Source organism: Chryseobacterium sp. 22543 (genome assembly GCF_052044565.1).
GTDB lineage: Bacteria > Bacteroidota > Bacteroidia > Flavobacteriales > Weeksellaceae > Chryseobacterium.
The window spans coordinates 739855-752251 of record NZ_JBQENH010000003.1 but is presented as its reverse complement, the minus strand read 5'-3'; the positions used below and the strand labels follow the sequence as shown (position 1 = coordinate 752251).

Here is a 12397-nt window from a genome sequence, read left to right as displayed (position 1 = left end):
GCTCGTTCCTATGTAAACAAAAAACCTCGCAAAATGCGAGGTTTTTTGTTTACATAATGCTTTGCAGCTTAGTTTGTTTAAGGAACGCATCAAGGAGAGCGAAGACGTGTTGTTTATCGTTCTCTTTTAGTTTCTGGATGTCGAGAATTTTAGAGACGATATTTTTTTCCAAAAGAACATCTGTAGCACCTACAAGATAATCCAGAGAAATTTCCAGAGCTTCCGCAAGTTGTGTAGCCACTTCAATAGATGGTTTTACTTCCTCACGTTCATATCTTCCCTTTGAATATTTACAATCAGCAGGAAAAAGAAAAGACCATCCTTTAAAGAATTTTAGAATAAGAACACCGAAAAGGCCTTTAATTACAGGGTTTTTAACGGAAGAAGAATTACAGAATATTGAGAAAGAGTTTAGAGAAAAGAAATACAAAAAAGGACAGTACAGTTTATTTGGAAAAAGAAACCAGGTTATTTTAGGATTAATCATTTATCAAGGCTTAAATACAGGAAGTTTGCGGGAATTAAAAGTAAAAGACATTGATTTAGAAAAAGGAATGATAAGAGTTCCGGAAGCGACAGAAAACCGTTTAAAAGAAAGAGTTTTACCGTTAGAAGCATCACAAATTTTAGAGCTGTATAAATACATCAATGAGACAAGAACCGAATTATTGCAACTCTCAAAAACCGTAAAAGAAAGCGAAAAGCTTTTTATCTTGAGCGAAAACACAAGATTTAGCAGCATAACATCTGAAATCCGAAAACAGATCAATATTGCAAGTCTACAGCTCATTAGAAACAGCAGAATCAATCTTTGGCTCAAACAGTACAATTTACGGGAAGTTCAGTATAAAGCCGGATTTAGATATTTAAGAAGTCTGGAATATTTTAATCAAACAGAACTCGAAAACCTGAAACAGGAAATTGAAAAATATATTTCCTAATATGCCACAGCAAATTACATAATCAAAATTATACGCACGGCAGCCGCAAAACGTTGTTCTCCACTCCGCAAAGCTCCGTTACGCACAAAACCCGATCAGTGCCTATAATTTGGGATTATGTAAAATGCTTTCCTTGCAACAGGCACAGCCTTTTTGCGCCAACGCTCTGCGGTTTTTGATTGGAATTTTAGCCACAATACAACTGAATCGCCGTTGAAATTGCAGTCGGTAAAAGAATGTGGATTTGTGGAAAAATCCGGAGCTGAATCCCGGCGCAATTTTTCCCACAAGTCCACATTTACAACAACACCGAGAATCATTTTTTTGTTTTTATAGCATTACTTGCCACAATAATTAAAACTGTAAATGAAATCGTAAAATAAATAATCTGATCCATGATGAAAAATTTATATTAAAAGTTATTTTGTAAAGTTAAAGCCCAGTTAAAACAGATTCTAAAGAAAATGCACTGAGTTACTTACATATTTTATCGTAAAATTATTGGATAAATCAATTTATATTTTGACAAAATGAGAATACTTATTTTTTTCAATTGAAAGAAAAATATATCTTTGAAAAAGCAACAGAGAAGCGTTCAAAAAGTAAGCGGTTGCGCGAGGAAAAATGAAGTATAGAAATCTCAAAAAATGGTGCAGACTACGGAATGTATGATTATGGAGCTAGATTCTATATGCCTGATTTGGGTAGATGGGGAGTAGTCGATCCATTGGCTACTGAAATGAGGAGTTATAGTCCTTATAACTATGCTTTTAATAATCCAATAAGATTTATTGATCCTGATGGGAGAGCTCCTGTCGGAGGCCCGGGAGATGGAACTGATGGAAAAACTTATAATATAGAGGAAATTGTAATAACGGTTAGACGAAAAACAAATAATTTTCTGATAAGAACTTGGAATGCAATCCAAAATGCTCTTGCTCATCAATATAGTTCTAAGACCAATGCCGATAAATATGGAGGATTAAACTCTTATCGCCAATGGCAGGCTAGTCCATTTTATAATGAAGGAGAAACAAAAACAGATAGGATTTTTCGATTAATTGGGAATAGTAAAAGAGAAGAAATGCTAGATTTCGGTGGTGGTGGATACAATATGTGGGGTGGCTATGGGCGAGCAACAAAAGCAGTTAATGCAATAGAAGAAGCAAGCAATTTAATACCTGCAAAAAGTACAGCACCACAAGTTGGTGAAAGCTTAGGACTAACAGTAAGAGAAGGTAATATTTCAATAGGAGGTAATGCGAATGGGCGTTTTGATTTTGTTGTTACTAAGTCAGGAGATTTAAAAGTTGGATCTGGTCATTATTATTTGTCTGGGGAAGCTAATAATGTACAAGCCGCGGGGCAAATACGATTGCACAATGGTCAAATCGTAGAAATAAATAATGTTTCAGGACATTATGCTCCTTCTGCTCGAGAAGCACAAAATTTCCCGTCAATAATATCTAAGGCAGGAGTAAACACAAGTAACGCTAAGTTAACAATATTTAAAGAATAATGAGTAAAATTAATATCACATCGCCTATAAAAGAATTATCAGATTCTTTATTTAATGATAGAAAAACAGAACAGTTAAGATATTACCCAATAGACAGATTTTATATAGTTGATAATAATTATTTAGGAAAAATATTATCAGCGAATCATTTAGAATTTCTTTTTTACAATTTAGAAAAAATGAACCCGACCTATAGTGTTCAGTTATTTGTATGTTTACCAGAGCTATGGGAAAAGCTAACTTTTAATGATGTAATCACTTTGATTGAAAACTTTACCAGTCCTTTTGCTTTGTATACTTTGGTAGAGTTTACATATAAATATTTAGAGATCGATGTAATGGATGATATATTTTATAATGAAAAAGTAGATATTAAATTTAAAAAAGACTGTCTTAGCTATTTTATGAAGACCATTGCAAACCTATATATGAATGAATTTGACTATATGGAATTAGAAGATAACTTATATGGAGTAAATATTGAACAAATAAAAAAGATACGGCAGAAATTTAAGAATGACAGTAATTTCAAAAAAGTTATGCTTAAAGAAGACGTTTATAAAAAATTATCAGCAATTCAAATATGATAAGAATTAATCTATTATTCTTAGAATAGAATTATTTAATAGATTATCCCCAATGAATTGCACTTTTACTTTGTAGAGCATGAATATAAGATAGTTATAAATAGTTTTAATGATTTTACATTGATATATTTTAATAATCAAGAACGGGTTCTCAAATTGATATCATTGTTTATTTATTATTTAATAAGTTAATAATGACTAGTCCTGAAAAAGGTTGACTAGTTTAATATTTCAAATATACTTAAATCAGAGTAGGAATTTTCCTATTCTGATTTTGTTTTTTGTATGTTTTTAATTTCACTTTGTAGTGCCACCGAGTGCCAAATATAGATAATCAGCGGCCATTGATGTAAAAAACTTTTTCTCTTTGTATCTTAAATCCTTACTCAATATTTAAGTTATGGATAACAATATAAACGAAGAACTGAAAACAGTTGAAAAGACTGGCGATAGCTTACTGGTACTCCATCATGAAACGGGTACTGTTGGGATTGTTAAGGGATTGGATGATCATGGGGAAGTAAATAGAGTAAGTCCTGAGGATCTGAATTATGATGAAATGCTAAGTATTGAGCGTAATGAGAATTCTTTTACTGAATTTTATTCAACATTTTATCACCAGCTGAAGGAACCTTCGGAGTTTTCTTTCTTTAAAGTGACGGAATATGAAGCGAAGCAGACAGCTGTAAACCTTCAGAAGTATATGGATAAGGCTACGGATGAAGAGAAAAAAGAGCTGAAGCAGTATGGGATCTCTATTGATTTGGTGGAGGCACATAGAAAGCCGGGAGAGGGGAAGACAGCAGGTAAGGGAGAGGATGATGGAAATAATTATTTATATACGGCTGAGCAGGTAGGTTGGAAGCTAGAACTATATGCTGCGTACAACCAGTATTAAAGCTCTTACCTTACTATTAACTCAACATAAAACTTCACTGATTAAAACATGAAAGGTAACAACGGTAAAAAGTTTGATGATTATTTGATTTTAAATGATGATTTCAGTACAATATTTGAGCTTAGAAAAAATCTTTAGCTAAATACAAACAGCACTTATCTTACTGTAGATTTCAAACCGCTCAATAATAAGTGTAATCGTTAATGTTTACTTAAAAAATAAATAACATTCTATTTCCTCTCTTGTTTTTATAATGTAATATTTTCGATTACAAAAAAAACTAATGCGAAAACTCTTCATGAATCTATGTGTAATGTATACTGGTCTTAGTATGTCAGCTCAAGAAGTAGTATGGCAGAAAGACATCAAATCCTATACTCAGGATTTTCTAAGCCAGATCATCACAACAATCGATCAACAATATTTAATCACAGGAAGCTCTTTACAGTCTAGAAGCCAATCGCAAGCAGCTAATAGTCAGAAGCAGAACAACGGTTACGATTTTCATTTAATAAAACTCAATCAGCATGGAGAAGAAATCTGGGAAAAATATTTCTCAGGATCAAATCATGATTATCTATCTGCTACCGTTACCACAGAAGATGGTGGATTTCTTTTAACCGGAACTTCCTATTCAGGTAAAGGTTTGAATAAAAAAGATGATTCCAAAGGAGGTTCTGATATCTGGCTGATCCGGATCAACGAATTCGGTGATGAACTGTGGCAAAAGACTTTGGGAAGTTCTTCTGATGAAGAAGCAAGAGCAGTTATTCAAACAACAGATCTAGGGTTCTTTGTTGCCGGAAATATACAGAATGCCTCAAAAGGATATGGATCTAAAGATGTCTTCATTACCCGACTGGATAAAGATGGAAAAGAGTTGTCACAAATAATCTTAGGGGGAAAAGGCTTAGATGAAGTAGAGAAAATGATTCCAACGAGAGATGGTGGAGCATTGCTTGGAATCTATTCAAGAAGTTCGCTGGGAGGAACAAAGAGAACCGAAAACTTTGGTGAAGGTGACTACTGGATCTTGAAGCTTGATAAAAGCGGAAAAGTAGAATGGGAAAAGAACTTTGGAGGAAAAGGAGATGACCATTTGAGAACTCTGGCATTAACTTCAACTGGCTTTATCATTGGTGGAGAATCCAGATCAGAAAGATCAGGGAATAAAACCGCAGGCATTGAAGAAGGATCGGATCTTTGGCTGATGTCTTTAAATGAAAGAGGTGAAGAACAGTGGCAGAAATCTTACAATTTTGGCAATCGTGATATCCTTATGGGAATGAATGTGATTCATTCAGCAGATGCTCAATCTTCCAAGGGAATTTTATTGGGAGGCTATACCCAGGCAGAAGGAAGAATAGAAACTGATGATGAAACCTTCTGGATGCTGTATTTGGATCAGAATGGTAATGAGCAGTGGAGAAAACATGTCAAAGGAGAATCCAGAAAGAAGGAAGAAAGGCTTTCTGATTTAAAGCTGAACAGAGATGGTTCAATTATTCTGGCAGGAACCAGTGCAGAGGAACTGGGTAAAGAGAACTGGAAGATTGTGAAGCTGGGAGACAAGCATGTTGATCAGCTCATTGAAAAATACAACATCAAAATCTATCCGAACCCAGTTTCCGATTATGTTTATGTAGAAATTGGCTTTGACTTTAAAGAAGCAGATATTCTGTTGTATGATATGAGCGGAAGGCAGCTACAAAGTATAAAAACAAAAAACAGAGTAACCAAGATCAATACTCAGGCACTCATTCAGGGAGCTTATCTGGTTACCATAAAAACGGATACTAATAAAACAGCGAATGCAAAACTTATAAAGAAATAAGATGAAAAAGAATATTTTGTTTTCAATAACATTTCTTGTTGGGATGTTTTGTCATGCTCAAAACTCAAACCTTACCAGTGTCTTTATAAATAAAGCAATATCTCCATCAGCATCTGTTGCAACACTTGGTTCCTATGGAAATAAGTCAGGAGTTGACAATAAAGGTAAATACAACACATCAATAGACATTCTAAATTTAAAAACAGGGAACCTAAATTATAATCTGGGAATTTCTTATTCGAGTGGCGGTTTAAAGTTAAATGACTGGGGAGGAAGACTGGGATTACTTTGGAGTGATAATTTTACATCAGCAATTTATCGAACTGTAAGAGGATTGCCCGACGAGACATCACAAAAAGTTGGAAACTTACCTATGCCTGACTACGGGCAGTTTCTGACTACATTAGACCAGATGTCAACAGCATTGGAAGGTAACTATCCATATGGAATAGATGGTGAATCAGATATCTTTGAGTACAATATATTTGGACTTACGGGAAGCTTTATGATTGTTAACGGAGAAGTACTTCAGATAAACTACACTGAAAAACTTAAAATCGAATACAGCAATAATTTTTCATCATTTACCATCACATTGAATAACGGAGATAAATATTATTATGGTGTAAATGATACTATTGAATATACTACCTATGATACAGTCTGCTCAGAAGAATATGCACCAGCACCTAAACAGAAAACGGCTTGGTTTTTAACAAGAATGGAAGATACAAATGCTTCCAGCTTTATTAATTTCATGTATTCTGATGCATATGATTATTACGTTGAAGATAAAAGCCAAACCATAACGATCAAAAATAAGTTATATCCCGGAGATGATGTTGCAGATCAAAATAACCCATATGAATGGAATTTTACTTTTAATAGCAATGAGTGTACAAGAACAAAAATATCTAATACAAAATATTTAACTTCAGTATCTTCTCCGGATTTTTCTTTAAACTTTTCTTTCTCCAATAGAAAAGACAATCCTAATGAATGGCTGATAAAAAAAATTGATCTAAAATCAAATAATAATATTTTAGTAAATACTGTAAAGTTTGATTATTTCAAATATGGAGATAATCCTGCCGAGACTCTATATGGTGATCCTATCAGATATTTTTTAAAGAAATTAACTATAGGAAAAGCTGAAGATCAAAATTACAATTTTACTTATGAGAATCCTGGTGCTTTACCTGCCCGATTTACATACGGACAGGATTTAAATGGAGTTTATAACGGATATGCAAATATAAGCTTGCTTCCCGCGGAATATGTTTCTAAAATGTTGCATATTTTTACAGTTGTAAATCCAAATGAATTTGCAATTCCTGCAATTCAAACTGGTATTCGTACTTCACATTTTCCAGAATCTTCCTATGGAATGCTAAGTTCTATTAAATATCCTACTTCAGGACAGGAGAAGATTTTTTATGAGCCCAATACTGTTATTAAAGATACTGCAACGAATATAGAAAGTGAGTATTATGGTGTAAGGACAAAAAAAATAGAATTATGGAGTAATGACAATGAAAAAACAACAAAAAATTATTTATATAATAAAACTCACTTTGATTCTATCTCTAATAAAATTACATTCGATTCTCAGGTCTCCTCAGTTACTCCGGAAGAGCTTGATGACTATGGAGGCCACTTATCTGCAACATATACCAGCGGAGCTATTCCTGTAGTGGGCTTTCACTACAAGTTTTATAAAATCAATTCAAACAAATTAACAAGTTTGGGTGTTTTTCAGGGAGATCCAATAGCATATACTGATATAACAGAAAAAATAGACAACAGATTTAACATAACGAAATATGTAGTATTTCAGGATGTATTTACTCAGCCTATTCAAGGAGAATTGAATTCCTATTCTCAAAACAGCTATTATTTCTGGAGTGCCAACCGTATTTTAAGCAAATATGATGGCGAGCTGTTGAACAGTAATTATAAAGTAAAGAAAATTTCTAAATGGCTTTATACTTTTAAAGATTACAAATTTATTGATAATTATGTTCCTGCAAGGGATTATCAGCCTTATAATGTACCTTATGGTGACAAGTGGCAGGCTTATTCAATAGGAAGATATGTAGTTCCCAACAGATGGTATAACAACTACAAAGAAAGCGAAACCATTATTCTGGATAATGAAGAGAAGCTTACCCAGCAAACAACAAATACTTATTTTGATGTTAGCAATTTTAATAATCTGAAGACAAGCGTTAAGGTTTCTTCTGATGGTAGCTCGGATAAGATAGAATATCTATATGCTAAAGATCTGTATACAAATAGTGATTTTGTTTTGAGGTATATGGTTGGAGTACCAATGTCTGTGACTCAGTACAAAAATAATACCCCTATTTCAAAGACAAAAGTAAGTTTTGGTACAAGCTGGCTTGGACATACTAAACTACTTCCACTACAGCAGAATACTGTTCCTTTAAACTTAATCAATACTTCAGGAGAATTATTTCAGCCGGAAATTACTTATGATCAATATGATACTAAAGGGAATCTAATACAATATACTACAAAAGAAGGAATCCCGGTGACAATATTATATGGATATAATCAGACATTACCCATTATAAAAATTGAAGGAATCTCATATGTTGGACTGATGGATGTTTTAGGAATGGATGATAATTTGTTAGCCTATAATAATCTGGATATCTGCCAGAAATCAAACAACGATATTGATACCGGTAGTGAAGATTTACTGATAGCTTCTCTGGACAACATCCGTCAGAATCCTAATTTATTAAGAACTCAGATTACGACATATACCTACGATCCACTTGTTGGTCTTACTTCTAAAACGCCTTCATCAGGGATGAGAGAAAAATATGTTTATGATGCCTCCAATAGACTGATTCAGGTAAAGCTTTTGGAAAAAGATGCGCTCGGAGTTTATGTATATAAAGCCAGTAAGGAATATAAGTATAACTATAAAAATTAATAGACCATGAAAAAGTTTTTTATTTTAACCAGTCTCTTTATTTTAAATGGATATACTTACGCCCAGACCACACCAAGCAGTACGGAAAATTATGTATATACAAAATCTTACCTAACTTATCCTTCACCAAGTGATCAAAATCAGAATCCCAAAACATCAGAATCTGTACAATATTTCGATGGAATCGGAAGACCTAAGCAGGTTGTTAATGTTAAGGTAACTCCTTTAGGCAAAGATTTAGTAACAACAATTCCATATGATGGGCTTGGAAGGAATGCAGATTCATGGCTTCCCGTCCCTATGAATACTCTAAATGGTGCTATTCAATCCGGCGTAGATGTTCAAGGTATCTCTTATTACAGTGACAGTAAGCCTTTTGTACATAAAATCCTTGAAAATTCTCCTTTGGATAGGGTTTATTCCTTGCTACAGCCTGGAACACAATGGCAGGCACATCCGATAGAGTTTAAATATGAAACAAATTTTAATGACGGAGTAAAGGTGCTGGTGACAAGCACTTCATGGCAAAATGGAACTATGCGTTCAATAGTGAAAACTTCAGACCAACTTAATTATGCTAATACAAAACTGTCTAAAAATACATTGACTGATGAAGATGGGAATAAGACGATAGAATTTAGGAATGGAGATGGACAGGTTATTTTAATAAGAAAAGTTTTAGAATCTGGTAAAAATGCCGATACATATTATGTTTACAACGAATATAACCTATTAGCATTTATTATTCCACCCCAGGCTTCGTTTGTTTTTTTGGATGGTGCAGGTAACAATGCCGAAATACCTGATAATATTTTAAATAATCTATGCTATCAATACCGGTATGATTCGAGAAACAGGATGGTTGAAAAGAAGCTGCCGAATAAAGGATGGGAATATATGGTGTTTGATAAGCAGGACAGATTGGTTTTAACGCAGGATGCTCTTATGGGGTCTGCAAAAAAATGGTTATTTACAAAATACGATGAATTTGGAAGAATCGTTATGACTGGAATTTATAGCAGTCCATACAATTATGGCAGTACTGGAAGAGCGTCAGAGCAAGTAAATGTAGATACCAAAGGTAGCAACAATACGTTAAGGTCTGCAACATCTGGTACAGTAGGGTTTACAAATAGTGGGATGGATGTCTATTATTATAATACGGCAAGTACCTATCCTAATTCCATTGAAAAGCTTTTAAGTATTATGTATTATGATACTTACCCTTTATATAGTTTTAATCCTAATTTCCCATCAGGTTCAATAACAGACAATTCTGCATTAAACCAGGTAAGCACACGTGGTCTTCCTGTCATGACATTTGTTAAAAATATTGAAGATGACAATTGGACAAAAAATTATAATTACTATGATGATAAAGGGCGTATCATTGGCTCACACAGTATTAATAGTTTGGGAGGATATACCAAAACGGAATTCAAGCTTGATTTTTCAGGATCACCTAAACAAAGCATTACGAGACATAAACGATTAGATACTGACACAGAAAGAGTTATTACCGAAACTTTTGAATATGACAATCAAAACAGGCTGCTTGTGCATAAGCATCAGGTTGACAGTAATCCCGTTGAAATTCTTACTCAGAATAAATATACTGAACTTTCCCAGTTGGAATCGAAGAAAGTAGGTGGTGTAAATGTAGCAAACCCTTTACAAATAATGGATTATAAATATAATATCCGTGGATGGCTCACAAAAGTAAATGACCCTACAAATCTTAATGGAAAACTGTTCGGATATGAGATAAAGTACAATAATCCTGTAAATACACAGTCAGTTGGAAAATTTAATGGAAATATCACTGAAATTGACTGGAATAACGGATCCGAAAATCTACTGAAACGCTACAACTATGAATATGATAAACTAAACATGTTGGTTAATGCTTTTTATAGAGAGCCGTCTACTGGAAATACCGGTTATTTTGATGAATATCTTAGCTATGATCTCAATGGGAATATCATGACATTGAAAAGGAATGCTCCTCCTATATCAACTGGAACTACTTTTACCCAAGTGGATGATCTTACTTATCAATACACTGGAAATCGTTTGGATAAGGTCATAGAAATTTCTACGAATGATACGGGATATGAGGGAGGAAACAATATCATCGATTACGACCTGAATGGAAATATGACCAATATGAAAGATAAGGGAATCCAGAGTATCATATATAACTATTTGAACCTGCCCAATTCATATTCAATCAGTCAGAATAGCCCGCTGGGTGTTGTCTCCGGTTTTGCTTTAAATTATATCTATAGAGCAGACGGAACAAAATTCCGAAAAGTTTATAAAAGTGAAGGTGGTAAAGGAAGTACAATGATCACTACGAACATGACAGATTATCTCGATGGGTTCCAGTACCAGCATTCTGAAGTCTCTACCTGCCTTTGGTGTCGCACAAGTGTTGCGTATGAGCAGGAAGCATTTAAAAATGAAAGCGATATTAACGCCTTAAAACCTATCCAGGCTGTATGGAAACTTGATTTTGTACCTACAGCAGAAGGGTATTACAGCTTTACAGAAAACCGTTACATTTATCAGTATAGGGATCACCTTGGAAATGCAAGGGTAAGTTTTGCAAAAAGTAGTACTGGAACTCTTGAAATAACCGACACCAATAATTATTATGCATTCGGTATGAACCACATTGGAATAAATAAAGGATTATTGGGAAGCTATATGAATTACAAATACAATGGTAAAGAGTTGCAGGAAACGGGGATGTATGATTATGGAGCGAGACTCTATATGCCAGATTTGGGAAGGTGGGGTGTAGTGGATCCTTTAGCAGAGAAATTTGTTAACTGGTCTTCTTATAATTATGCTATGAACAATCCACTCAGGTTCATTGATCCTAATGGAATGGATATTATTGAAGTAAAAGGGGGGTATAAATATACCGAAGAACATGCTGTAGATGTTTTTAACTTAATAAAAGCTTCAGTAGATTCTAAATCTGGAAAAAGGCAAGGAAGCATAGGCATAATAACATTTGGTAAGGAAAAGGTTTGGGGGGAAGCAATGAAATTTGCGGTTCCGGAATCAATAATGGCAAATGTTCCAGCTGGAAAAGGGCAGGGTGGATATGGTGATTTTTATAATGCCTTAAAAAGTATTTCTGATCAGAGTCCTGATGGAATTGGATTTTTAGGCGTATTTTCACATGGAGGTAGAGACAGAGGGAATAGACCTACTAACGGAGAAGGAATGATCTTTGCCAATGCAGATTTACATCGGGATGCAGATAATGTCTATACATCGGATTTATCTAAACTAGGCAGATCTGTCGATTCGGGAGATATCAAATTTGCAGATTTTTCCACGGTATATTTAGGAGCTTGTAATGCTTCTACAGCATATGTATCAACAAATTTTCCAAACGGACAGTCTTTTGCATTAGAATTTGCTAAAGCTACTAGAGGTGCTTTTGTATGGGGTGCTGCAAATGAACATATGAATGCTGTAAACCCTAATAACCCTCGTAATACGAAATTTTATCCTGAACGCGGTGGTACATTAATGATTAATTACTGGCCTCGTTGGAGCCCTACTGGGCAAACTGTTAAAGCAAGAGAACAAATTGTGGATGTAGTAGAACTCTCAAAAATTTATAGAAGATAATT

At 34.2% G+C, this 12397-nt stretch carries 7 protein-coding genes and 1 pseudogene; 7 read left to right on the top strand and 1 reads right to left on the bottom strand.

Annotation, left to right across the window (positions count from 1 at the left end):
* Positions 1–49 precede the first annotated feature (49 nt).
* Complete coding sequence (locus tag ACTJIP_RS14275) at positions 50–487, bottom strand: helix-turn-helix domain-containing protein (protein WP_257468897.1); 438 nt, start codon at positions 485–487, stop codon at positions 50–52.
* Here ACTJIP_RS14275 and ACTJIP_RS14270 point away from each other — a divergent pair.
* From ACTJIP_RS14270 to ACTJIP_RS14240, 7 genes and pseudogenes are all read left to right on the top strand, one after another.
* Positions 399–941, top strand: a complete 543-nt coding sequence (locus tag ACTJIP_RS14270; RefSeq protein ID WP_257469002.1) for a site-specific integrase — start codon at positions 399–401, stop codon at positions 939–941. The two genes, ACTJIP_RS14275 and ACTJIP_RS14270, sit on opposite strands and share 89 nt — an antisense overlap.
* A gap of 661 nt (positions 942–1602) precedes the next feature.
* A pseudogene (locus tag ACTJIP_RS14265) lies at positions 1603–1749 on the top strand (RHS repeat-associated core domain-containing protein); the annotation flags it as partial.
* Positions 1750–2459: 710 nt separating this feature from the next.
* Positions 2460–3047, top strand: coding sequence for a hypothetical protein (locus ACTJIP_RS14260; RefSeq protein ID WP_219072621.1), 588 nt, complete (start codon positions 2460–2462; stop codon positions 3045–3047).
* 400 nt (positions 3048–3447) lie between these two features.
* The gene (locus ACTJIP_RS14255; RefSeq protein ID WP_440704748.1) at positions 3448–3945 is read left to right on the top strand and encodes a hypothetical protein; all 498 of its coding nucleotides are present in this window, start codon (positions 3448–3450) and stop codon (positions 3943–3945) included.
* Between the two features lie 331 nt (positions 3946–4276).
* Positions 4277–5779 carry a T9SS type A sorting domain-containing protein gene (locus tag ACTJIP_RS14250; RefSeq protein ID WP_440704747.1) on the top strand — a complete coding sequence of 501 codons (1503 nt, stop codon included), beginning with the start codon at positions 4277–4279 and terminating at the stop codon, positions 5777–5779.
* Between the two features lies 1 nt (position 5780).
* The gene (locus ACTJIP_RS14245) at positions 5781–8744 is read left to right on the top strand and encodes a hypothetical protein (protein ID WP_440704746.1); all 2964 of its coding nucleotides are present in this window, start codon (positions 5781–5783) and stop codon (positions 8742–8744) included.
* Between the two features lie 6 nt (positions 8745–8750).
* The gene (locus ACTJIP_RS14240; RefSeq protein ID WP_440704745.1) at positions 8751–12395 is read left to right on the top strand and encodes a DUF6443 domain-containing protein; all 3645 of its coding nucleotides are present in this window, start codon (positions 8751–8753) and stop codon (positions 12393–12395) included.
* Positions 12396–12397 lie beyond the last annotated feature (2 nt).